Annotated in this window: 28 protein-coding genes and 1 other annotated feature; of the genes, 25 read left to right on the top strand and 3 right to left on the bottom strand. The window is 40.6% G+C overall.

The annotated features are described in order from the left end of the window. Window position 1: 1 nt before the first annotated feature. Window positions 2-913, bottom strand: a complete 912-nt coding sequence (locus PR808_RS02340) for a metal ABC transporter substrate-binding protein (RefSeq protein WP_206084001.1) — start codon at window positions 911-913, stop codon at window positions 2-4. A 283-nt stretch (window positions 914-1,196) separates the two neighbouring features. Here PR808_RS02340 and PR808_RS02335 point away from each other — a divergent pair, with 283 nt between their 5' ends. Continuing rightward, window positions 1,197-1,856: a transglycosylase SLT domain-containing protein gene (locus PR808_RS02335; RefSeq protein ID WP_206084002.1), complete on the top strand. Its 660-nt coding sequence runs from the start codon at window positions 1,197-1,199 to the stop codon at window positions 1,854-1,856. Here PR808_RS02335 and PR808_RS02330 read toward each other — a convergent pair. After that, on the bottom strand, window positions 1,850-2,554 hold the full coding sequence (locus PR808_RS02330) for a MarC family NAAT transporter (protein ID WP_206084003.1): 705 nt from the start codon (window positions 2,552-2,554) through the stop codon (window positions 1,850-1,852). The two genes, PR808_RS02335 and PR808_RS02330, sit on opposite strands and share 7 nt — an antisense overlap. A 462-nt stretch (window positions 2,555-3,016) precedes the next feature. Between PR808_RS02330 and fos the strand changes: the two genes are divergently transcribed. The 14 genes from fos to ihfA all read left to right on the top strand — a co-directional run bounded on the left by fos (window position 3,017) and on the right by ihfA (window position 14,072). After that, complete coding sequence (gene fos / locus PR808_RS02325) at window positions 3,017-3,430, top strand: fosfomycin resistance glutathione transferase (protein WP_272538656.1); 414 nt, start codon at window positions 3,017-3,019, stop codon at window positions 3,428-3,430. Between the two features lie 17 nt (window positions 3,431-3,447). Then, the gene (locus tag PR808_RS02320) at window positions 3,448-3,957 is read left to right on the top strand and encodes a GNAT family N-acetyltransferase (protein ID WP_206084005.1); all 510 of its coding nucleotides are present in this window, start codon (window positions 3,448-3,450) and stop codon (window positions 3,955-3,957) included. Between the two features lie 149 nt (window positions 3,958-4,106). Further along, complete coding sequence (locus PR808_RS02315; protein ID WP_272538615.1) at window positions 4,107-4,505, top strand: hypothetical protein; 399 nt, start codon at window positions 4,107-4,109, stop codon at window positions 4,503-4,505. 100 nt (window positions 4,506-4,605) lie between these two features. Then, window positions 4,606-5,055: a methyltransferase family protein gene (locus PR808_RS02310; protein ID WP_272538614.1), complete on the top strand. Its 450-nt coding sequence runs from the start codon at window positions 4,606-4,608 to the stop codon at window positions 5,053-5,055. Window positions 5,056-5,124: 69 nt separating this feature from the next. Continuing rightward, window positions 5,125-5,712 (top strand): hypothetical protein, encoded by a 588-nt coding sequence (locus tag PR808_RS02305; RefSeq protein WP_272538613.1) that lies wholly within the window; start codon window positions 5,125-5,127, stop codon window positions 5,710-5,712. A gap of 258 nt (window positions 5,713-5,970) precedes the next feature. Further along, window positions 5,971-7,899 carry a threonine--tRNA ligase gene (thrS, locus tag PR808_RS02300; protein ID WP_206084009.1) on the top strand — a complete coding sequence of 643 codons (1,929 nt, stop codon included), beginning with the start codon at window positions 5,971-5,973 and terminating at the stop codon, window positions 7,897-7,899. 3 nt (window positions 7,900-7,902) lie between these two features. Continuing rightward, window positions 7,903-8,442: a translation initiation factor IF-3 gene (infC, locus tag PR808_RS02295; protein ID WP_206084385.1), complete on the top strand. Its 540-nt coding sequence runs from the start codon at window positions 7,903-7,905 to the stop codon at window positions 8,440-8,442. A 369-nt stretch (window positions 8,443-8,811) separates the two neighbouring features. Further along, on the top strand, window positions 8,812-9,351 hold the full coding sequence (infC, locus tag PR808_RS02290) for a translation initiation factor IF-3 (protein WP_206084392.1): 540 nt from the start codon (window positions 8,812-8,814) through the stop codon (window positions 9,349-9,351). A gap of 95 nt (window positions 9,352-9,446) precedes the next feature. Further along, window positions 9,447-9,644, top strand: coding sequence for a 50S ribosomal protein L35 (gene rpmI / locus PR808_RS02285; RefSeq protein ID WP_004263702.1), 198 nt, complete (start codon window positions 9,447-9,449; stop codon window positions 9,642-9,644). Window positions 9,645-9,689: 45 nt separating this feature from the next. Then, entirely contained in the window at window positions 9,690-10,046 is a 357-nt protein-coding gene (gene rplT, locus PR808_RS02280; protein ID WP_004263714.1) for a 50S ribosomal protein L20, read from the top strand. An 88-nt stretch (window positions 10,047-10,134) separates the two neighbouring features. Next, window positions 10,135-10,262 (top strand) — a sequence feature (Phe leader region). Beyond that, window positions 10,141-10,185, top strand: a complete 45-nt coding sequence (gene pheM, locus PR808_RS20655; protein ID WP_206084394.1) for a pheST operon leader peptide PheM — start codon at window positions 10,141-10,143, stop codon at window positions 10,183-10,185. It overlaps the preceding feature by 45 nt. 123 nt (window positions 10,263-10,385) lie before the next feature. After that, window positions 10,386-11,369, top strand: a complete 984-nt coding sequence (pheS, locus tag PR808_RS02275; protein ID WP_048606990.1) for a phenylalanine--tRNA ligase subunit alpha — start codon at window positions 10,386-10,388, stop codon at window positions 11,367-11,369. 14 nt (window positions 11,370-11,383) lie between these two features. Beyond that, window positions 11,384-13,771: a phenylalanine--tRNA ligase subunit beta gene (gene pheT / locus PR808_RS02270; protein WP_206084011.1), complete on the top strand. Its 2,388-nt coding sequence runs from the start codon at window positions 11,384-11,386 to the stop codon at window positions 13,769-13,771. Between the two features lie 4 nt (window positions 13,772-13,775). Continuing rightward, on the top strand, window positions 13,776-14,072 hold the full coding sequence (gene ihfA / locus PR808_RS02265; protein ID WP_206084012.1) for an integration host factor subunit alpha: 297 nt from the start codon (window positions 13,776-13,778) through the stop codon (window positions 14,070-14,072). A 67-nt stretch (window positions 14,073-14,139) separates the two neighbouring features. On the opposite strand, the gene PR808_RS02260 is transcribed toward ihfA, so the two are convergent. Continuing rightward, window positions 14,140-15,264: a RhoGAP domain-containing protein gene (locus PR808_RS02260; RefSeq protein WP_272538612.1), complete on the bottom strand. Its 1,125-nt coding sequence runs from the start codon at window positions 15,262-15,264 to the stop codon at window positions 14,140-14,142. Window positions 15,265-15,376: 112 nt separating this feature from the next. On the opposite strand from PR808_RS02260, the gene btuC reads away from it, so the two are divergent. The 10 genes from btuC (at window position 15,377) to PR808_RS02210 (ending at window position 25,283) form a co-directional block, all read left to right on the top strand. Further along, on the top strand, window positions 15,377-16,378 hold the full coding sequence (gene btuC, locus PR808_RS02255) for a vitamin B12 ABC transporter permease BtuC (RefSeq protein WP_272538611.1): 1,002 nt from the start codon (window positions 15,377-15,379) through the stop codon (window positions 16,376-16,378). Between the two features lie 5 nt (window positions 16,379-16,383). Next, on the top strand, window positions 16,384-17,151 hold the full coding sequence (btuD, locus tag PR808_RS02250; protein WP_206084015.1) for a vitamin B12 ABC transporter ATP-binding protein BtuD: 768 nt from the start codon (window positions 16,384-16,386) through the stop codon (window positions 17,149-17,151). Between the two features lie 128 nt (window positions 17,152-17,279). After that, the gene (arnB, locus tag PR808_RS02245; RefSeq protein ID WP_272538610.1) at window positions 17,280-18,425 is read left to right on the top strand and encodes a UDP-4-amino-4-deoxy-L-arabinose aminotransferase; all 1,146 of its coding nucleotides are present in this window, start codon (window positions 17,280-17,282) and stop codon (window positions 18,423-18,425) included. Then, on the top strand, window positions 18,425-19,417 hold the full coding sequence (gene arnC / locus PR808_RS02240) for an undecaprenyl-phosphate 4-deoxy-4-formamido-L-arabinose transferase (protein WP_206084017.1): 993 nt from the start codon (window positions 18,425-18,427) through the stop codon (window positions 19,415-19,417). Before arnB ends, arnC begins: the two co-directional genes overlap by 1 nt. Beyond that, window positions 19,417-21,402, top strand: coding sequence for a bifunctional UDP-4-amino-4-deoxy-L-arabinose formyltransferase/UDP-glucuronic acid oxidase ArnA (gene arnA, locus PR808_RS02235; RefSeq protein ID WP_206084018.1), 1,986 nt, complete (start codon window positions 19,417-19,419; stop codon window positions 21,400-21,402). The genes arnC and arnA overlap by 1 nt, the downstream gene beginning before the upstream one ends. Further along, window positions 21,402-22,295, top strand: coding sequence for a 4-deoxy-4-formamido-L-arabinose-phosphoundecaprenol deformylase (arnD, locus tag PR808_RS02230; protein WP_206084019.1), 894 nt, complete (start codon window positions 21,402-21,404; stop codon window positions 22,293-22,295). Before arnA ends, arnD begins: the two co-directional genes overlap by 1 nt. A 7-nt stretch (window positions 22,296-22,302) precedes the next feature. After that, a complete protein-coding gene (gene arnT, locus PR808_RS02225) occupies window positions 22,303-23,961 on the top strand; it encodes a lipid IV(A) 4-amino-4-deoxy-L-arabinosyltransferase (RefSeq protein WP_272538609.1) in 1,659 nt (552 codons plus the stop codon). Next, window positions 23,958-24,305 carry a 4-amino-4-deoxy-L-arabinose-phosphoundecaprenol flippase subunit ArnE gene (arnE, locus tag PR808_RS02220; protein ID WP_206084021.1) on the top strand — a complete coding sequence of 116 codons (348 nt, stop codon included), beginning with the start codon at window positions 23,958-23,960 and terminating at the stop codon, window positions 24,303-24,305. Before arnT ends, arnE begins: the two co-directional genes overlap by 4 nt. Then, complete coding sequence (gene arnF, locus PR808_RS02215; protein ID WP_206084022.1) at window positions 24,302-24,703, top strand: 4-amino-4-deoxy-L-arabinose-phosphoundecaprenol flippase subunit ArnF; 402 nt, start codon at window positions 24,302-24,304, stop codon at window positions 24,701-24,703. Before arnE ends, arnF begins: the two co-directional genes overlap by 4 nt. 91 nt (window positions 24,704-24,794) lie before the next feature. Then, window positions 24,795-25,283: a C40 family peptidase gene (locus PR808_RS02210; protein ID WP_206084023.1), complete on the top strand. Its 489-nt coding sequence runs from the start codon at window positions 24,795-24,797 to the stop codon at window positions 25,281-25,283. Window positions 25,284-25,310: the final 27 nt, after the last annotated feature.

The raw sequence follows: 25,310 nt of genomic DNA, 5'->3' as shown, positions 1-25,310 counted from the left end.
ATTACTGTGAAAATCCTTTAGCTATCGTGTCTACAGTGGTTTTTAACAGGTCGATATAAGTTGGTACTGGGCCATCAGCGGTGGAAAGTGAATCTACATATAAGATACCACCATATTTAGCCCCTGTTTCTTTGCTGACTTGGCGAGCGGGTTTGTCAGAAATTGTGCTTTCGCTAAATACAACAGGGATATTATATTGACGAACAGTATCAATCACTTTTTTAACTTGTAGAGGAGTACCTTGCTCTTCCGCATTGATTGGCCACAAATAGACTTCTTTAAAGCCGTAATCTTTCGTCAAGTAGCTAAATGCTCCTTCACTGGATACTAACCAGCGTTCATTTTCAGGAATGCGGTTTAAACGTTCACGCAGTGGTGCATCAAGGGCTTCAATTTGTTGCGTGTAGTTTTTGGCATTTGTATTGTAGGTTTCAGCATTTTCAGGGTCATACTTGACCAAGGCTTGACGAATGTTTTCGATGTAAATCTTGGCATTTGCAGGAGACATCCAAGCATGTGGGTTTGGATTATCTTTGTATTCCCCTTCACGAATAGGCATTGGCTCAATCCCTTCGGTCACAATAACAGCGGGAACATTGTTAAGGTTTTCAAAGAAACGTTGGAACCAAACCTCTAAATTCATGCCATTCCATAAGATTAAATCTGCATCATAGGCCTTCATAATATCTTTAGGTGTGGGTTGATAGCCATGGATTTCAGCGCCAGGTTTTGTAATTGATTCGACAACAGCGGCATCTCCGGCTACATTTTGAGCGATATCTTGTATAATGGTAAATGTGGTGACCACTTTAAATTTTTTAGCAAAGGCGGGTTGACTCACAAAGAGCATTGCCGCGAGCGCAAATACAGTGGTAAGTAAAGGTGCGGATAATCGAGATAAGTTCTTCTTCATAAAAGTTGACCCTGACATTATAGGCTTAGCATTTTTAACAGTATAGTTGTTAAGGTTGATAACAATTATACTTTATAACTTAGTTGATAATGATTATCAATATCATTTGTAAAAATAAACATAAAAAATGGGGAATTACATCTATAGTTATTATGGGTTTTGATTTCCCACTGTTATTTTGTATGACTAAAACACGTCCTGAAGTAAAAGTTAAGTAAAAATTATTTTATTTTTCTTGGGATTAGTTATTCTCCCAGTGGCTTTGATAGCAGAGGATACAACAGTGAAAAAAATAATCAGCGGTACTTTTGTGCTACTGCTACTTGCCGGTTGCTCTAGCGAGCCTGATAGGCAAACAACAAAAACGCGGATGTTGGACAATCGTAATACGCTGCCAACAACGGCACAAAATACCACGTTTCCACGTACGCCTTTTGATGAATTTATTCGTGACTCTGCTTCCCGTTATAGCGTCGATGAAACGCTTATTAGGGCAATCATTGAGGTTGAATCAAACTTTAGGCCAGAAGTGGTGAGTAAATCAAATGCAATTGGTCTTATGCAAATTAAAGCCTCGACAGCAGGGCGTGATGCTTATCGTTTCCAAGGCAAATCAGGGGAACCAAGTTCCAATGATTTGAAAGACCCGCAAAAAAATATCGATATCGGCACAGCTTATATTCGAATTTTAAGGGATCAGCACCTTGCTGGGATCAATCATCCGCAAACGTTGTATTATGCAACCGTTGTTGCATACGTCAATGGCGCTGGGGCATTACTAAGAACCTTTGATAATGATAAAGGTCGGGCGATCGCGATGATTAATAATTTATCGCCTGAAGAATTTTATCAGCATGTACAATCTAAGCACCCAGCACCGCAGGCACCACGATATTTGTGGAAAGTGAAAAATGCCTACAATGCTTTAGCGATGTCTTATTGATACTCTGTGAGTAAGTGTGGGAGCTGCGCGATAATTTCAACAATCCCGTTGATGACAAATTGCACTCCCATACAAATTAATAAAAAACCCATTACGCGAGCAATCGCATCAATACCACTATTTCCTAACCATCTCATAATTGACGTTGCCCCTCGCAAACCAATCCACACAATTAAACTGGCTAAAAGAAAGGTAATGACAGGGGCGACTTTAAGCACCCAAGGCGCAAAGGTTACGTTTCCTTGCAGCGACGCAGTTGAACTGATGATCATCGCAATGGTACCAGGCCCCGCTGTACTTGGCATAGCCAAGGGAACAAAGGCAATATTGGGGGATTCTTGGCGTTTTTTGGGAACACTGGGGTCATCTAATGGGGTTGTCGGTGAATCATCTGATGGATCACTATTAGGAAATAACATCCCAAAACCAATAAAAGCAACAATTAACCCACCAGCAATACGTAAACCTGGTATTGATATACCAAATGTATTCATCACAAGTTGACCCGCATAAAAAGCAATGGTCATGATGGCAAAAACATAAATTGAGGCGAGAAAAGCTTGGTGGTTGCGTTGCTCTTTGGTCATGTTTGCTGAGATGCTGAGCATAACTGCAATTGCTGTTAATGGATTAGCAAGGGGGAGAAGCAAAACAAGGCCAATACCAACAGCTTGAAAGAGTTCTAGGAAATTTGTCATAGTAATTAAATTCAATCTCCTGATAAGTGTAAGTAATTTAACTTATCCTAAATAATAACGTAAATTGTTATAGATCTGTATCTTAGCATCTTTAATTAGGTTAATGTTTTATTATTGAATAGGAACTAATGCAATGAATATTCAGAATAAGTGCTTACTATAAAGAATCAGGGGGAGGTTGAAGTTGTTCACATTTACTGTGGATAACTGCCGCATTCGTTTGTGAATAACCAAGATAAATACTTAACTTACAATTGGATAGCTGCTTGTGCTAAAAGTATGCAATTTTGATAGGCAAAAAAAAACCTTCTTACGGGGGTCATAAAAAGGTCAAGGGCATCTATTAACAGGTTATCTAATGTCGATGTGTTATTGAGTATACCTTCTGCAATGTGATGTACTGATAATTTATGTAAATTCATTAAAAGATATTTTTAAAGTATATAAAAAGAGAGAGATAATATACTAGATGGGATTAATCATTTAACCTTGGCCGTGAGTGACATAATAAGAAGCATTTATTTTTATCAATCGTTATTAGGGATGAAACTACACGCTAAGTGGAAACATGGGGCGTATATTTCTTGTGGTGATTTATGGTTGTGCTTGTCTGTCGATATATCACGCCAACACTTAGCGTCGAGTGAAACAGATTACACTCACTATGCATTTTCCATATCAGAGAGCAATTTCGCTCTACTCGTCAATAAGCTAAAAGAGAACGAAGTTGTGGTGTGGAAGGAAAATAAGAGTGAAGGGGATTCTTTTTATTTTCTCGATCCAGATGGGCACAAATTAGAGTTGCATGTAGGTGATTTAACTCAACGCTTAAAAAGTTGCCAGTGTTCACCTTATGACGGTATGGAATTTTATTAATCAATAATGAGGTGAATATGGAAATCGTTACAATTACTTCACTTGATAACTATGAACAGCAGCTTGCTTCGTTATTAATTGATAGTGTAGAACATGGTGCTTCTGTGGGCTTTCTCGCCCCTTTATCTATTGATGAAGCCTCGGGTTATTGGCAGCAAATAAAGCCAGATTTAGTGCAACAAAAACGCTTTCTTATAGCATGTATTAATGATGATAAAATTGTGGGCGCCGTACAAATTGCGTTATGCCTAAAGGCTAATGGGCTACACCGTGCGGATGTTGAAAAATTAATGGTTCATAGTCAATTTCGCCAACAAGGAATTGCGACTCAATTACTTAATGTTGTTGAGAAAATAGCACTGAAAAATAATCGTACATTATTAGTATTAGATACTCGTAGTCAGGATGTTGCATCTGTTTTATACCGAAAACAAGGGTATAAAGAGGTTGGTGAAATTCCAAATTTTGTGGTTAATTCACAAGGTCGATTTGAAGGGACGACATTTTTTTATAAGCTGCTGGTTTAAAGCACACTGAATAAATTCCAATGATGATGTTTCTTTAAATAGCCGAAAGTCGCTAGAGTTTTCTTTACAAAGTATTTTTAATTTTAAAAATTGCTTTACGCACAATTGTATATCCTATGTTCAAGTTATTTTGAACAGTAGGAATGAGTATGAAAAAGCTGATAGCGACGTTTGCTGGGGCATCAATGTTATTTATTTTAGCTATCGCAATAATGCTCATTGTTTTTCCCCAGCAATGGAAAGAAAACATTTATCCTAGTTTGTCACAAGTAATCCCTGCATCATTAAGTTCTGTATTGCCTCAAGGACTTGTCAGTAATAATGTTTGTGATAGTTTGGAAAATAACTTACAGAGTTTCGCTAACTATCTGAAAGTGAATCAGGATATTGTGGATATAAAAGGTATGAATAGCCTAGATGAGCAATTAGCCAATATACAGGTGAGGATAGACTCAATGCCTGCAGATGTCCGTAATTTAGTATGCCAACAGGAATACAGCAAATTAGAAGGCTTAAAAAGTGTGTTCTCATTAGGGCACAGTAATTAATTTTTTGAGTCCATTATTCCACTTCACAATAGACACCACAAAGTTTCCTCGCTGTTTTATGGTATGCTAATTAACCTCATTTAGAGTTTAAGGTAGCATAATGAGAATTTTAAAATATCCATTGTTAAACTGGCTAATCGCAAATGGTGTGGCCATTTATTTTCTATTCAAACAGGATGCATTAATTTGGCAATTTTCAGGTTGGATGGGAATACTTGGCATTTTAGTTGCTTTTGAAAGTGCTAGCTGGGTCGCGACGAGTTTATTTTATTTTTATAAACATAAGACCTCACCAAATCCAAGTGTTCAAGCAACGCACCTTGTCACTAATGGCCCCTATCGACTATCTCGAAATCCAATGTATTTAGCGTTTACTTCCATGAGCTTAGCGTTGGCATTTTTTACACACTCACCTTACTTTTTGGTTTCTGGATTAGCCTTCTGGCTAATGACAGATTTATACACCATCCCGCAAGAAGAACGTTTTTTATCTGTCACATTCAGTGAAGAATGGGAACGTTATCGCAAACAGACTCGACGTTGGTTATAAATTAATGTTAATGAGACGTTTTCTCAATTATGATGAATCATTGTTTTTTTATGATAATTAGGAATTTCAATGAACTACCAAGTTGCGCCACTTTGGATTAATTCTGCAAAGTTAGCGTGTTTGATTGTGATAAGTCTTTTTTTAGTTTTTTTTTCAGTTAGTGGGTTTATTGTATACTTACTGGCTATCGGGGTGGTATGGGCTGTAGTCGTTTCTTTTAAAATCCATGCAATGAAAGAAAAGGGGATTGTTTTAAAAAATAGTGATGTATCTGATTGGATGATTTATATCCAAGGTATTCCTGTTGAGGAAAAAAGACAGTCTTTAGCGAACCCTTGTTTTGCAATTTTACAGCAAGGTCAATCATTCTTTAGTAAAGCACTTATTTTAAGAGGACTTATTCAAGCTTTTTTCTGTGTGTATATTTTTCAGCAAATCTATTTTGTGAATAATATTTATGTGCAGGTATTAGCTTTAATGTTTGAAGCATATATTTTGTATTCGTTATGGAATACCATCCAAAACTTCATTGCGATGAAACAAAATAAGATTATTACTGAAGAATTAGTCGCGCCTAGTGGATCGCATTGGTATCGCCTTTCATTCATGAAAAAAGGAAAACGAATTCCTGCCTTGGAGAGTTTATTCGCCATTTAATCGGGAAGGTGTTGATTCTTCATATATTGAGGCACAATAAACGGCTTTGCGCTATCGCCATAAAATATGTCTGTGTTATCATTGATAGTTGAGTAACTAGCGATGTATCAATTTATGTTGTCTTAAATTATCTATAATTGTGTACATATCTCGCACAGTGAAGCGAGAAATCGTTAGTAACGTATTGATTTATAAACTTTGGAATAATCAAGCAAGTGATCTGGCGTGTGGGTCACCACTGCTGATAAGGATTTTTTAATGCCTGTTATTACTCTTCCTGATGGAAGTCAGCGTCAGTTTGACCATCCTGTTTCTGTGATGGATGTTGCTCGCGATATTGGCGCGGGTTTAGCTAAAGCATGTATTGCTGGCCGTATTAATGGTGAGCGTGTTGATGCATGTGAAATGATTGAACATGATGCAAACGTGTCCATTATTACGAGTAAAGATGATGACGGACTCGAAATTATTCGTCACTCTTGTGCCCACTTATTGGGTCATGCAATCAAACAATTATGGCCAAACACTAAAATGGCTATCGGTCCAACTATCGATAATGGTTTTTACTATGATATCGATTTAGACCACATGCTGACGCAGGAAGATTTGGAAAAGCTTGAAAAGCGTATGCTTGAGCTTGCCAAAACAGATTATGACGTGGTGAAAAAACGAGTTTCTTGGGCTGAAGCTCGCGAAACGTTTGTCGCTCGCGGCGAAGACTATAAAGTCGAAATCTTGGACCAAAACATTAGCCAAGATGACCGCCCAGGTTTATATCATCACGAAGAATATGTGGATATGTGCCGTGGCCCGCACGTTCCTAATATGCGTTTTTGCCACCACTTTAAATTACAAAAAGTGGCTGGTGCCTACTGGCGCGGCAATAGCGACAATAAAATGCTGCAACGTATTTACGGCACAGCATGGGCTGATAAAAAGCAATTAGCGGCTTATTTATTACGTTTAGAAGAAGCGGCTAAACGTGACCACCGTAAAATTGGTAAACAACTAGACTTATACCATATGCAAGAAGAAGCGCCAGGTATGGCATTCTGGCATAACGATGGTTGGACAATTTTCCGTGAACTGGAAACTTTCGTACGTACAAAACTGAAAGCATATAACTATCAGGAAGTTAAAGGCCCATTTATGATGGACCGTGTACTGTGGGAAAAAACAGGCCACTGGGAAAACTACAAAGATGCGATGTTCACAACCTCGTCTGAAAACCGTGAATATTGTGTTAAGCCAATGAACTGCCCAGGTCACGTACAGATTTTCAACCAAGGTTTAAAATCTTACCGTGATTTACCACTGCGCATGGCAGAATTTGGTAGCTGTCACCGCAATGAGCCATCAGGCGCACTGCACGGCTTAATGCGTGTACGTGGCTTTACGCAAGACGACGCGCATATCTTCTGTACTGAAGAGCAAATCTTAAGTGAAGTGACCAGCTGTATTGAAATGATTTATGACGTTTATGCGACGTTCGGTTTCGAAAAAATCGTCGTTAAGCTGTCAACTCGTCCTGAAAAACGCATCGGAACTGATGAGATGTGGGATAAGGCAGAGGAAGATTTAGCGAATGCACTGAAATCAAAAGGTATTGAATTTGAATACCAGCCAGGTGAAGGTGCATTCTACGGCCCGAAAATTGAGTTTACACTGTACGACTGCCTTGACCGTGCATGGCAATGCGGTACTGTTCAGCTAGACTTTTTCTTACCAGGTCGTTTAACAGCTTCCTATGTGGGTGAGAACAATGAGCGCATTGTTCCTGTTATGATCCACCGTGCAGTGTTGGGTTCATTAGAACGCTTCATCGGGATTTTAACTGAAGAGTATGCAGGTTTCTTCCCTACATGGTTAGCACCACAACAAGTGGTTGTTATGAACATTACGGACGGTCAAGCCGACTATGTTCAAGAATTAGTAAGCAAGCTGCAAAGTGTTGGCATTCGTGCGAAAGCGGACTTACGTAACGAGAAAATCGGCTTTAAGATCCGCGAACACACACTGCGTCGTGTCCCTTACATGTTAGTCTGTGGTGATAAAGAAGTTGAGTCAGGTAAAGTTGCCGTACGTACCCGTCGTGGTAAAGATTTAGGCAGCATTGATGTCAACGAATTCACGACTGAACTGCTAAAAGAGATCCGCAGTCGTCAACTCAATCAGATGGAGGAATAAGGTATTAAAGGCGGAAAAAAACTCCCAACAGCACGTCCTAATCGTATCAACGAAGAGATCCGTGCAACCGAAATCCGTGTCACTGGTTTAGACGGTGAGCAACTTGGTGTCATGAGCGTGCGTGAAGCACTCTTTAAAGCAGAAGAAGCGGGTGTCGACTTAGTCGAAATCAGCCCAAATGCTGAGCCGCCAGTTTGCCGTATTATGGACTACGGTAAATATCTTTATGAGAAGAGTAAGTCTCAGAAAGAACAAAAGAAAAAACAAAAAGTTGTTCAAGTGAAGGAAATTAAATTCCGTCCAGGAACAGACGAAGGTGACTACCAAGTTAAACTGCGTAGTTTGATTCGCTTTTTGGAAGATGGTGACAAAGCTAAAGTTACGCTACGTTTTCGTGGTCGTGAAATGGCACACCAACAGATTGGTTTGGAAGTGCTTAATCGCATCAAAACTGATCTGGATGAACTGGCATCAGTGGAATCATTCCCTTCAAGAATTGAAGGACGCCAGATGATCATGGTATTGGCACCAAAGAAAAAATAATTAAGCCAGTATGGTAATAGTTAAACAGCGTTCATTTGAACGCTGTTTAACGTATTTTTTAGTAATATGAGGCGATTTTTCGCAGCTCATAGCGTTTTTTCGAGTATAAAACTGGTAGTCTCGACCCTCCTAAGATTAAAAATCTTACGCAAAAGCTAAGTTTTCAAATATGTTAGCGTGATTTATTTCAAGATTTACTTGAGTAATCGGACAATAAGCATTAAAATCCGCGGTCGAATCATATTGTCGACGGCTTATAGAGCCAAGACAAACAAAGAATATCGTATACACGTTAAGTTTTAACAACATAACGGGTGTATTTGCTTGAGAGAATATGCAAATCTCTTTACCCAGTTGGAGGAATGAAGTATTAAAGGCGGAAAAAGAATCCCAACAGCACGTCCAAATCGTATTAACGATGAAATCCGTGTTCCTGAGGTCCGTTTAACAGGTTTAGACGGTGAACAGTTAGGCATTATGAGCGCGCGTGAAGCGCTTGAAAAAGCTGAAGAAGCAGGTGTAGACCTCGTTGAAATCAGTCCAAATGCTGAGCCGCCAGTTTGTCGTATCATGGACTACGGCAAATTCCTTTATGAGAAGAGCAAGTCTCAAAAAGAGCAGAAAAAGAAACAAAAAGTTGTTCAGGTGAAGGAAATTAAATTCCGCCCTGGTACAGATGAAGGTGATTATCAGGTCAAACTACGCAACCTGATTCGCTTTCTGGAAGATGGTGATAAAGCAAAAGTCACGCTACGTTTTCGTGGTCGTGAAATGGCTCACCAACAGATTGGTCTGGAAATGCTTAACCGCATCAAAGCTGATCTTGAAGAACTGGCATCTGTGGAATCTTTCCCTTCAAGAATTGAAGGTCGTCAGATGATCATGGTGCTGGGACCGAAGAAGAAATAATTAGGCCTGCAAGTAATACGCATCCATAGCAATATGGTTGTTATTCGCCTAATTAATTCGTAGTTAATCACAATGCGAAGTTGGAAATTAAAGAAATGCCAAAGATTAAAACTGTACGTGGCGCAGCAAAGCGCTTTAAAAAAACTGCAGGCGGTGGCTTTAAGCGTAAGCATGCAAACCTTCGTCATATCCTGACTAAAAAGTCAACTAAGCGTAAACGCCATTTACGTCCGAAAGGAATGGTATCTAAAGGCGATCTGGGTCTGGTAGTTGCTTGCCTGCCTTACGCATAAGTAGACAATTTAGTTAATTAAGATAAAAGACGATAGGAGATAGCTATGGCTCGCGCAAAACGTGGTGTAATCGCACGTGCACGTCACAAAAAAATTCTGAAACAGGCGAAAGGTTACTATGGTGCACGTTCACGTGTTTACCGCGTAGCGTTTCAAGCGGTAATCAAAGCTGGTCAATATGCTTACCGTGACCGCCGTCAACGTAAACGTCAGTTCCGTCAACTGTGGATCGCGCGTATCAACGCAGCGGCTCGTCAGAACGGTCTGTCTTACAGCCGTTTCATCAATGGCTTGAAAAAAGCTTCAATTGAAATCGACCGTAAGATTTTAGCAGACATCGCAGTTTTCGATAAAGCAGCATTCACTGCTTTAGTTGAAAAAGCGAAAGGCGCTTTAGCTTAATTGTTTGCTTGAAAAGGGGAAGGTAACTTCCTCTTTTCATTTATAGCTATTTGTGTTACTACTTTAAAATGCAATTTTATTGGAAAGATATCACATGCACACTGTTATTTTTCGTTTCTTTTTTTACTTTAGCACCTGAGGTTCGGGGGCTTTTTCGCGTAAATAAAGAAGAAACGAAAAGTTACGCTAAAGCCTCCTTAGGGAGGCTTTTTTGTTTTTAGTTTAAGATTAAATGCAGTAAAATCAGTTAAGTACTCATCCATTATGTAATGGAATGTGAAGCTTAATAAATTTAGTGAATAACTAGCAAAAAGACCAAGTGGTCATAAAGGGGAAACAATGCCACATCTCGCTGAGTTGGTTGCACAGGCAAAAGCAGCCATTGAACAGGCCCAAGATGTTGCTACGTTGGAGTCAGTGCGTGTTGAATTTTTAGGCAAAAGCGGCCATTTCACACTCCAGATGAAAACGTTGCGTGATCTGCCTGCTGATGAACGTCCAGCAGCAGGGGCTGTGATAAATGAAGCCAAAGTACAGGTTCAAGATGCACTGAACGCCCGTAAGGATGCGATGCAAGCTGAGATCCTTAATGCGCGCCTCGCATCTGAAAAAGTTGATGTGTCACTACCTGGGCGTCGTATGGAAAATGGTGGGTTACATCCTGTTACCCGCACAATTCAGCGAATTGAAGAGTTTTTTGGCGAGTTAGGTTTCTCCGTAGAAACTGGCCCTGAAATCGAAGATGATTATCATAACTTTGATGCATTAAATATTCCTGCCCATCACCCAGCACGTGCGGATCACGATACGTTTTGGTTTGATGCAAAACGTCTGCTACGCACCCAGACCTCTGGTGTGCAAATTCGTACTATGAATGGGCAGCAGCCACCAATTCGTATTATTGCGCCTGGTCGCGTCTATCGTAATGACTACGACCAAACACACACGCCAATGTTTCACCAAACAGAAGGTTTGATAGTTGATAAAGACATTAGCTTTACCAACTTAAAAGGTACACTGCATGATTTCTTGAATAATTTCTTTGAAGAAGAAGTTCAAGTGCGCTTCCGTCCATCTTATTTCCCGTTTACTGAGCCTTCAGCAGAAGTTGATGTCATGGGTAAAAACGGCAAATGGCTAGAAGTATTAGGTTGCGGAATGGTACACCCAAATGTATTGCGCAATGTGGGTATTGATCCAGAAGTTTACTCTGGATTTGCATTCGGTATGGGAATGGAACGTCTGACAATGTTACGTTACGGTGTTTCTGACCTGCGTGCATTCTTCGAAAATGATCTTCGTTTCCTCAAACAGTTTAAATAAGGCGGGTTTATCTCATGAAATTCAGTGAACTCTGGTTACGCGAGTGGGTGAACCCGGCGATCAGTAGCGAAGCATTATCAGACCAAATTACTATGGCTGGCCTTGAAGTTGATGGCGTTGAAGGTGTAGCTGGTCAATTTCACGGCGTTGTTGTTGGTGAAGTGGTTGAATGTGGTCAACACCCAAATGCAGACAAACTGCGCGTGACAAAAGTCAACGTGGGTGGTGAGCGTTTATTAGATATTGTTTGTGGTGCCCCGAACTGCCGCCAAGGCTTAAAAGTTGCAGTAGCAACAGTCGGCGCAGTATTACCTGGTGACTTTAAAATTAAAGCCGCTAAATTACGTGGTGAGCCATCTGAAGGGATGTTGTGCTCGTATTCAGAGCTGGGTATTTCAGATGACCACAGTGGCATCATTGAATTACCACTCGATGCAACTATTGGTACCGATATCCGTGAATATTTAAAATTGGATGATAATGCGATTGAAATCAGCATTACACCAAATCGTGCAGATTGCCTAAGCATTTTAGGGGTTGCACGTGATGTGGCGGTTATCAATAAATTAGAATTAACAGAACCTACAATTAATGTAGTTCCAGTGACCACGGAAGACACTTTCCCAATTCGTGTTGAAGCGCCAGAAGCCTGTCCGCGTTTTGTGGGCCGTGTAATTAAAAATATCGATGTTTCTGCACCAACGCCGTTATGGATGAAAGAGAAACTGCGCCGTGGTGGTGTTCGTTCTATTGATGCAGTTGTTGATATCACCAACTATGTCTTACTGGAAATGGGGCAACCACAACACGCCTACGATTTAGACCGTTTAGACGGTGCTATCGTTGCGCGTATGGCGAAAGATGGTGAAAAACTGGTTCTGCTTGATGGTAATGAAGCTACGCTAAAATCAGACACACTAGTGATTGCGGATGAGTCTAAAGCACTGGGTATTGCGGGTATTTTCGGTGGTGAGCACTCAGGTGTGAACACAGAAACGAAAAATATCCTATTAGAATGCGCATTCTTTAATCCACTGTCGATTACTGGCCGTGCTCGTAACTATGGCTTACATACGGATGCATCACACCGCTTTGAGCGTGGTGTAGACCCAGAACTGCAATTCAAAGCGATTGAACGTGCAACAGCGTTGATTGTAGATATTTGTGGTGGTGAAGTGGGTGAGATCATCGATGTCACTAGCGAACAGTATTTACCAAAAGCGGCAAATATCAAACTGACTCGTCATAAATTAGACCGTTTAATTGGTCATTTTATTGAGGACAATTTAGTCACCGATATTTTAACTCGCTTAGGATGCAAAGTGACTGCTTCGGAAAATACATGGGATGTTGTTGCTCCGAGCTGGCGCTTCGATATGCAAATTGAAGAAGATTTAGTCGAGGAAGTTGCACGTGTTTATGGTTACAACAGTATTCCTGATGTGCCATTACGTGCTGACCTCATTATGACCAATCATAAAGAAGCCAATTTGCCATTAAAACGCCTTAAAGCGATGTTAGTAGACCGTGGCTATCAAGAAGCGATTACGTATAGCTTTGTTGACCCGAAAGTTCAGGCTTTATTGCACCCAGCACAAGAAGCATTACTGTTACCAAACCCAATTTCAGCGGATATGTCAGCGATGCGTTTGTCGCTGTGGACTGGCTTATTGGGGACGGTTGTCTATAATCAAAATCGTCAGCAGAACCGAATTCGTTTATTTGAAACGGGTCTGCGCTTTATTCCTGATAATCAAGCAGAATATGGAATTCGCCAAGAACCTATGCTTGCAGGTGTGATCACGGGCAATAGATTTGAAGAACATTGGTCATTAGATAAACAAGTTGTTGACTTCTTTGATTTAAAAGGTGATCTTGAAGCTGTTTTTGAATTGACTGGGAAACTAAATCAAATTACATTTAAATCTGAGGCACATCCTGCGTTACATCCAGGCCAAAGTGCTGGGATTTATCTGGAAAATGAACATATTGGCTTTATTGGTGTTGTTCACCCAGAATTAGAACGTAAACTCGATTTAAATGGTCGTACGGTGGTGTTTGAGGTTCGTAGTGATGCGATAGCACAACGTGTCATCCCTGAAGCTAAGGCGATTTCACGCTATCCATCGAACCGCCGTGACATCGCTGTGGTCGTGCCAGAAAATGTAGCTGCTGCAGAAGTTTTAGCAGAGTGTAAAAAAGTTGGCATAAATCATATAGTTGGCATAAACTTGTTTGATGTGTATTGTGGTGAAGGGATAGCGGAGGGTTATAAGAGCCTTGCTATCAGTCTCGTCTTCCAAGATACCCAGCGTACGATGGAAGAAGAAGAGATTACCGCTACCGTTGATCTGTGTGTTGCTGCGTTAAAACAGCGATTCCAAGCCTCCTTGAGGGACTAAACCTATGGCGCTTACTAAAGCTGAAATGTCAGAAAATGTGTTTGAAAAATTGGGTGTTAGCAAACGTGATGCTAAAGAACTAGTCGAAACCTTCTTTGAAGAGGTTCGCCTTTCTTTAGAAAACGGTGAGCAAGTAAAATTATCTGGATTCGGTAACTTTGATTTACGTGATAAAAATCAACGTCCCGGACGTAACCCAAAAACAGGGGAAGATATTCCAATTACTGCACGACGTGTTGTTACCTTCCGCCCAGGCCAAAAATTAAAAAGCCGCGTGGAAAAAGCAACGCCAAAAGAGTAATCATATCAATTCAATTTGGTATGGAAAAAGACCGCCTAGGCGGTCTTTTGTTTGACTGAAACCTAAACTATTTAAGCTGTTTATTAATTAGCTCCATAAGGAGTTTATTTGCGAGATCAATATGAGTAGTTTCTTGCTTAATCAATTCTTTTTGTTGCTCGTTGTTTAATTTGTTGAACGCTTTTTCTTCAGCAATTGTTCTTTTAGTTGAGTGCAAACCCCCTCCAAAAGCAATGGCAATATTCATTGGTTCCATTTTATTTTCTTGTGAATGCTTAGCAACTTCAACAAACAGAGGCATACAAATTTGTAAATGTAATGGCAGCTCTTGCAACCTAGGTAATCTTTTATCTGCGTTGTTTTTCGCTATCTGTAAAATTTTATCTCGCTTGTCAGGGGGCATGTTTGCAACATATTTTTTCGTTGCATTTTCCTGATTAATAGATTCTTTGTATGTACTAATTAACTTATCAAGTTTGTCTTTTTCCTTTGGATGCTCGGTGAGTATTTTGTTTCGTAATGCCTTGATTGCACCTGTAAGTTCGTTTTGATTAAAACTCTGTTCTGTATTTAACTGTTGACCAAGAGTCGGATGATCAGCAAGTCTTGATAAGAGCTCAGATATCTTAGAGTTAACGCCATTGCTTCTAAAGATACCTTCTTGTTTAATAAATGCTGGGTTGCTCAGCAAAGCTGAAATGGCTTTGTTCATGCTAATAAAATCTTTTTTATCATCCTCTGATATATCAGCATACTGCTTGATTAATTCAATGTTCTTTGAGCTGATATTGTTGGATTTAGCCTTTTCTTGTTCGGCTTCTTGGGCTCTTTGAGGTTGCTGCTGAGTTAATAATTCTTTTCCTATCATTCTGTGTTTATTTTGATGCTGTTTGGTATGATTTAGCTCAAGACGTTGATTTACAGAGTTTTCAGTATATTGGTTATTGATAGGTACGTGTAAGCTTGTTGTTGTATTTTTAAGATATGCGGGGTTCTCTACAATTTCAATATTTGCCAATTTCTGTTTTAGCATAAATCTGAGTTTATGATATGTGGAAATAATCGATTGAGTTACTGTGTTTTTAACGTTTTTTAGTGAGTGAATAAAAGACGTATTTTGTATCTTCTCAGGTGGTTTTTCTTTATTAGCGTGTACTAGACTCGTACTCGTATTTATTTTTAAAGCTGACATGTGCATTACTCCAAAGTTAAAAAGCTAAAATAAGTTTAAATTCATTCATGTGCTATATCTTGCATAAAAAGCTATAATTCCTTAACTTAATAATAAATATGTCAATCTATCGATGAGTCACTCTTTATTTCAGCTACGAAAACAACAAAACAAATCGGACATTCGTTTGATTGCTTTCTTGCTGTTTACACTTTGCATCATTGCGATAGTTTCACTCAGCGCTGGAGAAACATGGTATTGGCCAAATCAATGGATGGATAACCCTGCACAGCTGTTTGTTTGGCAAATACGATTGCCAAGAATGCTTGCTGTAATCGTCGTAGGGGCAGGGCTCGCGGTTACGGGGGCGATTATGCAGGCTCTATTTGAAAATCCTCTGGCTGAACCTGGTCTCTTGGGGATCAGTAATGGTGCTGGTGTTGCAGTCGTATTCACGATATTAATGTCATCAGGCATCACACACTATGGAACACTGAGTGCTAGCGCGATTACAGGGGCTTTATTGCTCACGGCCTTATTGCTCTATTTTGCCAAACGAAAAAACTTGAATAATGCCAGTTTATTACTGGTTGGCGTCGCTTTAGGCGTCGTGAGTGGCGCTTGTATGACATGGATGGTGTATATGAGCAGTAACCTTGACCTGCGCCAACTATTATATTGGATGATGGGGAGCTTTAGCGGTGTTGATTGGCGGCAATTTGGTTTAGTCGTCGCCTGTATGCCATTTTTAGTGTGGGCTGGATGCCAAGGTAAAATATTAAATTACCTTTCTTTGGGTTCGCTACAAGCTTATCAATTAGGTGTATCAGTACATAAGTGGCGTATTATTCTTATTATCATTAGTGGTGTATTAATTGGTTTGAGCGTTGCTATTGCTGGTGCCATTAGCTTTATTGGTTTAGTGATCCCGCATATTTTACGATTAAGTGGTTTAACCAATCATCGTTTACTGTTACCTGCTTGTGCAATCGCTGGGGCATTAGGCCTGTTATTAGCTGATTTATTATCACGGTTATTAATTGCGAATGCTGAAGTGCCTATTGGCGTTATTACTGCCACATTGGGTGCACCAATATTTATTCTGTTGCTTATTCGTCATCAGCAATGGCGGTGAATCAAATGAATACACAGATAATTATTGATATTAAAAATATTACCTCAGAAAACCGCTTAATCAATTTTACTGAATATGTGTTTTCAGGTGAGCAAATCCATCTTTTAGGGGCCAATGGCGCTGGGAAAAGTACGTTACTTTCTGCGCTAAGTGGCTATCTTCCTGTCACAGGTGAAATTTGGCTCAATGGTGAAAATATTCACCATTGTTCTATTGCTCAGTTAGCTAAGCAAAGGGCTTATTTTATTCAGCTTGCGAGCAATGCACCTATCATAAAAGTTTTTCAATACCTCGAACTGTTTCTGCCATTAACACCTGTTGCTGCGGATATTTTTGTGCGGCTGTGTGATGATTTTCAATTATCACCACTTTTACATAAAGGCATTTATCAACTCTCTGGAGGGGAATGGCAACGAGTGAGAGTTTGTGCAGCATTTTTACAGGTTTGGGATGATAGAGACTTAACAGGGAAAATTATTTTATTTGATGAGCCAACCAATAATTTGGATATTATTCAACAGGCAATGCTAGATAAATGGATTAAATATTTTTGTGATTGCGAAGGAACCGTTATAATGAGTGGGCATGACCTGAATCATTCTTATAAAAATGCATCGCGAATTTGGCTATTAAAACAAGGCCAATTATTTGCTTCAGGGAAACCTGCTGAGGTGATGACGGAACATAATTTATCTGACATTTTTAAAACTGAAATTAAGATAAGTCAGAGCACATCCTATAGACAATGGCAAATTATAAATTTTGACGATTAGCCAAAAAGTTGTTTTAATCACTCGTTTTTATGCGGGATAATGCAGCAATGTTTGTCGGTGTTGAGGTTCGGTTAAAGTACAATTAACTAGAATATTCTATTCACAATGAAAACTAGGCTATAAACAATATGAGCAATTTCTTACCATTTTCAAAACCCGCAATTGGTGATGAAGAGGTCAAGGCAGTTGAAAAGGTTCTGCGTTCAGGCTGGATTACCACAGGTCCACAGAACCATCAGTTAGAAGAAGATTTTTGCCAACGTTATGGCTGTAAACATGCAATTGCATTGTCCTCTGCAACCGCGGGGATGCATGTCGTTTTGATGGCATTGGGTATTGGCCCTGGTGATGAAGTGATCACACCTTCACAAACATGGGTTTCAACTATTAATATGATTGAGTTGCTCGGTGCAACACCTGTCATGATTGATGTCGATCGCGATACACTGATGATCCAACCCGAAGCCGTAGAACAAGCTTTAACAGCAAAAACAAAAGCGATTATTCCTGTTCACTATGCGGGGGCACCTTGTGATTTAGACGCGTTGCGTTTAATCGCACAAAAAGCAGGTGTTGCGCTAATTGAAGATGCTGCTCATGCTGTGGGTACACGCTATAAAAATGAATGGATTGGTGAGAAAGGTACATCTATTTTTTCATTTCATGCCATTAAGAATGTGACATGTGCAGAAGGTGGTTTAGTTGCCACTGATGACGATGAACTTGCTCAACGTGTTCGCACACTCAAGTTCCATGGTTTAGGTGTTGATGCATTTGATAGACAAATGCAAGGACGTAAACCACAGGCGGAGGTTGTTGAGCCAGGCTTTAAATATAACTTATCCGATATTCATGCTGCGATAGCGGTTGTGCAACTGTCCCGTGTGGAGCAGTTAAACCAACGTCGTGCTGAATTAACGGCGCATTACCGCGAATTGCTGAAAAACTCCCCGTTACAAATGCTCAGTGTCCCTGAATACCCGCATTTACATGCCAATCATTTATTTATGGTGCGTGTTGATAAAGATATTTGTGGTATTGACCGCGATGCATTCATGGAAAAATTAAAAGCACATGATATAGGGACGGGGCTACACTTCCGTGCAGCACATACGCAAAAATATTACCGTGAAAAATATCCTGAATTAACACTGCCTGAATCAACATGGAATAGCGCGACGTTGTGTTCGTTGCCTTTGTTCCCTGATATGACAAATGCAGATGTTGAGCGGGTTGTTAATGCGGTAGAAGCAGTTCTTTTGGAGTCAAAATAGTGTCACACGCAGATGAATTTGATGAGATAAAAAAAGTCTCAGTGGTAATCCCTGTCTATAATGAAGAGCAGAGCTTGCCGCAATTACTTGAACGCACGATTAAATCGTGCAAGCAATTAACACAAAGCTACGAATTAATTTTAGTGGATGACGGCAGTAGTGACCGGTCAGCCGCGATGTTAACTCAAGCAGCAGAAAACCCTGATAACCATGTGATTGCGATTATCCTTAACCGTAACTATGGGCAGCATTCTGCGATTATGGCTGGGTTTAACCAAGCGGATGGGGACTTAGTCATTACGCTTGATGCAGATTTACAAAACCCACCAGAAGAAATTCCTCGCTTAGTGCAAACAGCGATGCAAGGTTATGATGTTGTTGGGACTCGCCGTGCTAATCGTCAAGACTCTTGGTTCCGTAAAACGGCATCTAAGATGATTAATGCGATGATCACTAAAGCAACAGGCCGCTCAATGGGGGATTATGGCTGTATGTTACGAGCATACCGTCGCCATATTATTCAGGCGATGTTGCAATGCCATGAAAGAAGTACATTTATACCGATTTTAGCTAATACATTTGCTCGTAGAACCATCGAAATTGATGTGGCGCATGCGGAACGTGAATTTGGTGATTCGAAATACAGCTTTATGAAGCTGATTAATTTAATGTATGACTTACTGACTTGTTTAACGACAGCACCGCTGCGTTTGCTCAGTGTGGTCGGTAGTGTGATTGCAGCAGGTGGTTTTTTGCTTGCGGTACTATTAATTGCATTACGTTTGATTTTTGGTGCAGAGTGGGCCGCAGATGGCGTATTCACTCTGTTCGCTGTGCTATTTATGTTTATTGGTGCACAATTTGTTGCTATGGGTCTACTGGGCGAATACATCGGTCGAATTTACAATGATGTACGTGCGAGACCTCGTTATTTTATTCAAAAAGTCGTCGGTGCAGACCTTAAATCCGACAAAAATCAGGAAGAAGACTAATGAAAGCTATTGTTTTTGCCTATCATGATATTGGCTGCGTAGGACTAAAAGCGCTTGAAAAAGCAGGTTTTGATATTCAGGCTGTATTTACACACACTGATGACCCTAATGAAAACCATTTTTACTCTTCCGTAGCACGCCTAAGTGCCGATATGGAACTTCCTGTTTTTGCGCCAGAAAACGTCAATCACCCATTATGGATTGAACGTATTCGCGAAATGAAACCTGATGTGATTTTCTCTTTCTATTACCGCGATATGTTAAGTGAAGAATTACTAGCAATCGCACCGAAAGGGGCTTTCAACCTACATGGCTCATTACTGCCGAAATACCGTGGTCGTGCACCAATTAATTGGGCATTATTAAACGGTGAAAGTGAAACGGGTGTAACCTTACATAAAATGGTTGCGAAAGCAGACGCGGGTGACATCATTGCGCAAGAGAAAGTCACAATCACTGATACTGACACTGGCTTAACATTACACGCTAAAGTTCGTGAAGCAGCGGAAACATTATTAGACAAAACACTGCCTCTGATTGAAGCGGGTAGCTACAAAGCTGTTGCTCAAGATGAAAGCCAAGCGACTTATTTCGGTCGCCGTACTGCAGAAGATGGTCAAATCGATTGGAACCGTAGCGCAAAAGAAATTAACTGCTTAATTCGTGCAGTGACTGAGCCATACCCAGGTGCATTCACATATTTGGGCGCACGTAAAATGATTATTTGGCGCGCTCGCGTGTTGGATGACAACCAAGGTAAAGCTGCAGGTACTGTACTGTCTAATGACCCACTGCGTATTGCTTGTGGCCAAGGCGCGATTGAAGTTGTTAGCGGTCAAAGTGAAACGGGTCTTTACATGCAAGGTAACCGCCTTGCAAACGAAATGGGTATCGTGACTGATGTCCGTGTAGGTGCTAAACCAACTGCACAAGTTAAACGCCGTACTCGCGTACTAATTTTAGGTGTGAATGGTTTCATCGGTAACCATTTAACTGAGCGCCTGTTAAAAGATGGCAACTATGATATCTATGGTATGGATATTGGCTCATCTGCAATTGAACGCTTTATTGGTAACCCACGTTTTCACTTTATTGAAGGCGACGTCAGCATTCACACAGAGTGGATTGAGTATCACATCAAAAAATGTGACGTCATTCTTCCACTGGTTGCGATTGCAACACCAATCGAATACACCCGTAACCCACTGCGTGTCTTTGAATTAGACTTCGAAGAAAACCTGAAAGTAGTTCGTTACTGCGTGAAATACAACAAACGTATTATTTTCCCATCTACCTCAGAAGTTTACGGTATGTGTGATGATAAAGAGTTTGATGAAGACGAATCCCGCCTGATTGTTGGTCCAATCAACAAACAACGTTGGATTTACTCTGTTTCTAAACAGTTACTTGACCGAGTTATTTGGGCATACGGTGCGAAAGAAGGCCTGAAATTCACCTTGTTCCGTCCGTTTAACTGGATGGGACCACGTTTAGATAGCCTAAACTCTGCACGTATTGGTAGTTCACGTGCGATTACTCAGCTGATTTTAAACTTAGTTGAAGGCTCGCCAATCAAATTGGTTGACGGTGGTGCACAGAAACGTTGCTTTACGGATATTAAAGACGGTATCGAAGCACTGTTCCGCATTATCGAAAACAAAGACGGCAAATGTGATGGGCAAATCATCAACATCGGTAACCCAACGAACGAAGCAAGTATTCGTGAACTAGCAGAAATGCTATTAGCAAGCTTTGAAAATCATCCAGAGCGCAGCAAGTTCCCTCCGTTTGCGGGCTTCCGTGAAATTGAAAGCAGCAGCTACTACGGCCAAGGCTATCAAGATGTCGAGCACCGTAAACCAAGTGTTGAGAACGCGCGTCGTCTACTTGACTGGGTTCCGACTATCGACATGAAAGATACCATCGAAGAAACGTTAGATTTCTTCTTACAGGGTGCTGTTGAAGAGTTAGGTAACAAAGACTAATGAAAAAAGTTGGCTTGAGAATTGATGTGGATACCTACCAAGGTACGCTAAAAGGGGTTCCACAATTACTCAAAGTGCTTAAAGAGCACAACATTCAGGCCAGCTTTTTCTTCAGTGTAGGACCCGATAACATGGGGCGCCATTTATGGCGCCTTTTGCGTCCTAAATTTCTGTGGAAAATGCTCAGGTCTAATGCAGCATCCCTGTATGGGTTAGATATATTATTAGCGGGTACAGCATGGCCAGGCAAAAAAATTGCTAAAGATTTAGGCTACTTGATGAAACAAACTTTGGATGCAGGCCATGAAGTTGGCTTACATGCATGGGATCATCAAGGCTGGCAAGCCAAAGTGGCTAAATGGAGTGAGGTCCAACTCGCTGAGCAAGTTAAGCTTGGTGTGGATGCCCTTGAGTGCGCAATTGGGCAGCGTGTTACCTGCTCTGCGGTTGCGGGCTGGCGAGGCGATGAGCGTGTGTTAGAGGTTAAACAAAAGTTTAATTTTGACTATAACAGCGATTGTCGTGGGAAATTTCCTTTCAGGCCTATTTTGCGTGATGGTTCGTTAGGGACGGTGCAAATTCCTGTCACATTACCGACTTACGATGAAGTCGTTGGAACGGTAGTTGCTGACGAAGCATTCAATGATTATATTCTTCAAGCGATTAAAGATGATAGCGGTGTTCCCGTTTATACTATCCACACTGAAGTGGAAGGAATGTCTAAGTCAGAACAATTTTCACAATTATTGGAACGAATTTCACAAGAAGAAATCCAATTCTGTACATTAAGCGAATTGCTACCTGACGATCTGAATTCATTACCAAAGGGGCGAGTGGTGAGAGCACCGTTCCCAGGACGTGAAGGTTGGCTGGGTTGCCAAGAAGAGGAATAAACACACCATGTTAAATAATCGAGCGAGCAAAGTAGGAGCCTCTCTGCTGGCTCTTTTTTTTATCCTAACCTATTTCTTGCCGTTGAATAGTCGTTTACTTTGGCAACCAGATGAAACCCGCTATGCGGAAATTAGCCGAGAAATGCTTCAACGTGGAGATTGGATTGTTCCTTACATGTTGGATGTGCGCTATTTTGAAAAACCAGTGGCAGGGTATTGGATAAATAACATTAGCCAAATGATTTTTGGTGAAACGAATTTTGCGGTTCGCTTTGGTTCAGTTTTTTGTATTCTTCTCAGTGCATTGCTCGTCTATCGCATGGCAAAAATGATGTGGCGTAATAACCATGTTGCTTATGTTGCAAGCTTAATTTATATCTCAATGTTCCTTGTTTTTTCTGTCGGGACCTACAGTGTGCTCGATCCCATGCTATCGTTGTGGATTGCAGCCAGTATGTTTTGTTGCTTGTGGGCAATGAAAGCGAGGGAGGTCAAAACAAAGCTTGCTGCATGGGTTTGCTTAGGGTTAGCCTGTGGTATGGCCTTTATGACGAAAGGGTTCTTAGCCCTTGCTATTCCTGTCATTGTTATGTTGCCTGTTACTATTTACCAAAAACGGTTCCTTGAACTGATAAAATATGGCCCACTCGCTATTATTTCAGCAGTTATCATTAGCTTGCCGTGGGCGTTGGCAATAGCTAAGCAAGAGCCTGATTATTGGAATTATTTTTTCTGGATTGAACACATCAAGCGTTTTACCGCTGATGACGCGCAGCACATAGCTCCATTCTGGTACTATATTCCTATTATTCTACTTGGTGCGCTCCCATGGGCGGGGTTAGTACCTGGATCTTTAATAAAAGGTTGGAAAGAACGCAAATCAAGTCCTGATATGTTCTTCTTACTGTGTTGGTTTGTTGTTCCCGTTCTATTTTTTAGTGTTTCACGTGGCAAACTACCTACTTATATGCTGCCGTTTATGGCTCCACTGGCACTATTGATGGCAAAATATGGTGTTGATTGTGTACGAAATGGCACCATGCGAGCGCTAAAAGCGAATGGCATCATTAATATCATATTGGGGATTGCAGCGGTTATTGCCGTGATTGTAGTGAGTACTGTCATTAAAAAACCATTATATGAGCCTGACGAATGGTCGAAAATGGTTTTGGGTGTGGTTGCTTTCTCTATTTGGGCGATAATTGGTTATTTATGTACTGTCCTAAATGCTAAATATTGGCTGTGGGCGGCCTCGTGCTCCTTAGCGATCAGCCTATGTATTGGTAGCGCTCTGCCGAATAACACCATCGACTCCAAACTGCCGCAGAATTTTATTCATCAAAATCATGATTTATTAATGAATAGTAAGTATTTGATGGCAAGTAATGTAGGTGTAGCGGCTGGGTTAGCGTGGGAAACACAGAATTCCAATATTTATCTTTATAATAGCAGTGGTGAACTTAGCTACGGTTTAGAGTACCCAGATAGCCAGCATCGTATCGTTAAGCCAGATGCATTTGCACAGTGGTTAAGCAAAGCACGTAAAGAAGGGCAGGTTACGGTGGTGTTTTTATTAGGCCGTAATGAAGCTCTCCCTGATATACCTAAGCCAGATGAAGTCATCAAAAATTCACGTATGGCAATTGTGGTTTATCATCAACAATGATTGCGCAATTACTGTTGTTACTGCTTGTCAGTGTACTGACCTGTATTGGGCAAGTAGCTCAAAAGCAAGCTGTGGTGAATTGGCAAAGTGAAAAAGTAAATAAAACCGCATCAGCCATAAAGTGGCTGGTGTTGGCTGTTTTAATGCTAGGCCTAGGCATGTTGTTTTGGTTAAAACTCCTTGAAACCATGCCCCTGAGTATTGCCTACCCAATGCTTAGCATTAATTTTATTCTGATCACGTTGATTGGCCAATTTGTATACAAAGAGAAAACAGGGTTAAACCATTGGCTTGGTGTAGTTGCTATTATGATAGGGATATTACTCATGAGTATCAGCGTATGAATAAAGGCTATTTATGGGTGATTGGTAGCGCCTTATTAGTGACCGTAGCTCAGCTTAGCTTAAAGATGGGGGTAGTTGAATTACCGTCTTTTTCTTTAGGTTGGCATTGGTTGCAAGTTGATTGGTTGTTGGCAAATATCACCAGTTTAAGCATTATCTTGTTAGGGTTAGTGTGTTATGTCTTATCGATGTTGTGCTGGCTGTTTGCACTAAAATATATAGCCTTAAATAAAGCATATCCACTAATTAGCTTGAGTTATGTATTTGTCTATATCTTAGCGGTTGTTTTGCCTTGGTTTAATGAGCCAGCTTCATGGTTGAAAGTCGCTGGAATTGCATTTATCTTGCTGGGTGTTTGGTTAATTAGTCGCTCAACTAAACCACAAGATAGGCATTAATAGCATAATGTGATGAATTGTTTGTTTTTTATTCATCGCACGTTATGATATAAGTTAAATATAGCAATAAGATGGATGATTAAGGTGCTTTATGGTGATTAAAATACAACACTTGCCATTATTACTGTGCTTGGTTTTAATTGGTTGTTCATCAACATCCGTTAAGCGCACTGCGCCGCCGCCGTTAAAAACCCAGCTGTCAGACCCTATCATGACCATCGCTCAGTTAAAAGACCAGCTAGAACAATGGTATGGCACGCCTTATCATTATGGTGGGATGAGTCAAAACGGTGTTGATTGCTCAGGTTTTGTTTATCGAACTTTTAATGATCGCTTTGCTATTCAACTACCTAGAACTACCGTCGACCAAACACAGCTTGGTACGCGTATCGATAAAACGGATTTAATGCCTGGCGATCTCGTGTTTTTTAAAACCGGCTCTGGCGAAAATGGGTTACACGTTGGTATTTATGACACCGATAACACTTTTATTCATGCATCAACCAGTAAAGGTGTGATCCGCTCGTCAATGGACAACGTGTATTGGCGAAAAGTGTTCTGGCAGGCAAGGCGCATTTAAATGCGCAATTTTTTTCAGTCATTATGC

Source organism: Providencia sp. PROV197, from assembly GCF_028479625.1.
Lineage (GTDB): Bacteria > Pseudomonadota > Gammaproteobacteria > Enterobacterales > Enterobacteriaceae > Providencia > Providencia vermicola.
The sequence above is the reverse complement of the archived record's forward strand: the minus strand, read 5'-3'. Positions and strand labels throughout refer to the sequence as shown.

Coding starts and splice junctions, on each gene's coding strand:
- PR808_RS02210 (WP_206084023.1), top strand. CDS start 24,795: ATGGTGATTAAAATACAACACTTGCCATTATTACTGTGCTTGGTTTTA.
- PR808_RS02260 (WP_272538612.1), bottom strand. CDS start 15,264: ATGTCAGCTTTAAAAATAAATACGAGTACGAGTCTAGTACACGCTAAT.
- PR808_RS02315 (WP_272538615.1), top strand. CDS start 4,107: ATGAAAAAGCTGATAGCGACGTTTGCTGGGGCATCAATGTTATTTATT.
- arnA (WP_206084018.1), top strand. CDS start 19,417: ATGAAAGCTATTGTTTTTGCCTATCATGATATTGGCTGCGTAGGACTA.
- PR808_RS02320 (WP_206084005.1), top strand. CDS start 3,448: ATGGAAATCGTTACAATTACTTCACTTGATAACTATGAACAGCAGCTT.
- ihfA (WP_206084012.1), top strand. CDS start 13,776: ATGGCGCTTACTAAAGCTGAAATGTCAGAAAATGTGTTTGAAAAATTG.
- btuC (WP_272538611.1), top strand. CDS start 15,377: ATGAGTCACTCTTTATTTCAGCTACGAAAACAACAAAACAAATCGGAC.
- pheS (WP_048606990.1), top strand. CDS start 10,386: ATGCCACATCTCGCTGAGTTGGTTGCACAGGCAAAAGCAGCCATTGAA.
- PR808_RS02330 (WP_206084003.1), bottom strand. CDS start 2,554: ATGACAAATTTCCTAGAACTCTTTCAAGCTGTTGGTATTGGCCTTGTT.
- arnB (WP_272538610.1), top strand. CDS start 17,280: ATGAGCAATTTCTTACCATTTTCAAAACCCGCAATTGGTGATGAAGAG.
- arnE (WP_206084021.1), top strand. CDS start 23,958: ATGATTGCGCAATTACTGTTGTTACTGCTTGTCAGTGTACTGACCTGT.
- PR808_RS02310 (WP_272538614.1), top strand. CDS start 4,606: ATGAGAATTTTAAAATATCCATTGTTAAACTGGCTAATCGCAAATGGT.
- arnD (WP_206084019.1), top strand. CDS start 21,402: ATGAAAAAAGTTGGCTTGAGAATTGATGTGGATACCTACCAAGGTACG.
- rplT (WP_004263714.1), top strand. CDS start 9,690: ATGGCTCGCGCAAAACGTGGTGTAATCGCACGTGCACGTCACAAAAAA.
- btuD (WP_206084015.1), top strand. CDS start 16,384: ATGAATACACAGATAATTATTGATATTAAAAATATTACCTCAGAAAAC.
- PR808_RS02305 (WP_272538613.1), top strand. CDS start 5,125: ATGAACTACCAAGTTGCGCCACTTTGGATTAATTCTGCAAAGTTAGCG.
- PR808_RS02340 (WP_206084001.1), bottom strand. CDS start 913: ATGAAGAAGAACTTATCTCGATTATCCGCACCTTTACTTACCACTGTA.
- thrS (WP_206084009.1), top strand. CDS start 5,971: ATGCCTGTTATTACTCTTCCTGATGGAAGTCAGCGTCAGTTTGACCAT.
- arnF (WP_206084022.1), top strand. CDS start 24,302: ATGAATAAAGGCTATTTATGGGTGATTGGTAGCGCCTTATTAGTGACC.
- pheT (WP_206084011.1), top strand. CDS start 11,384: ATGAAATTCAGTGAACTCTGGTTACGCGAGTGGGTGAACCCGGCGATC.
- rpmI (WP_004263702.1), top strand. CDS start 9,447: ATGCCAAAGATTAAAACTGTACGTGGCGCAGCAAAGCGCTTTAAAAAA.
- arnT (WP_272538609.1), top strand. CDS start 22,303: ATGTTAAATAATCGAGCGAGCAAAGTAGGAGCCTCTCTGCTGGCTCTT.